This is a genomic window from Enterobacter cloacae complex sp.6700776 (assembly GCF_048284255.1).
Classification (GTDB): domain Bacteria; phylum Pseudomonadota; class Gammaproteobacteria; order Enterobacterales; family Enterobacteriaceae; genus Enterobacter; species Enterobacter intestinihominis.
Genome location: NZ_JBLVYK010000343.1, coordinates 1 through 259 on the forward strand (window position 1 = coordinate 1; position 259 = coordinate 259).

Annotated in this window: 1 pseudogene; it reads left to right on the forward strand. The window is 63.3% G+C overall.

The features are described from left to right. A pseudogene (locus ACNQ0T_RS24555) lies at positions 1 to 259 on the forward strand (lipid A phosphoethanolamine transferase); the annotation flags it as partial.

The following is a 259-nucleotide window of genomic DNA, read 5'->3' on the forward strand; positions in this document are numbered from 1 at the left end:
GGAGCAACCGCTGCCGCCATACGCTGCTGCGCCAGCTGCGCACCCCGGGCCAGCGGGTTAAAAACGTGCTGATCGTGGTGCTGGCCGGACTAATTGTCTGGGGACCCATCCGCCTGCTAGAGCTGCGCCAGCATGATGTGGAGCGCCATTCGGAAGTGGATATGCCGAGCTATGGCGGGGTGATCGCCAACTCTTACCTGCCGTCGAACTGGTTGTCGGCGCTGGGTCTGTACGCCTGGGCGCAGGTGGATGAATCCTC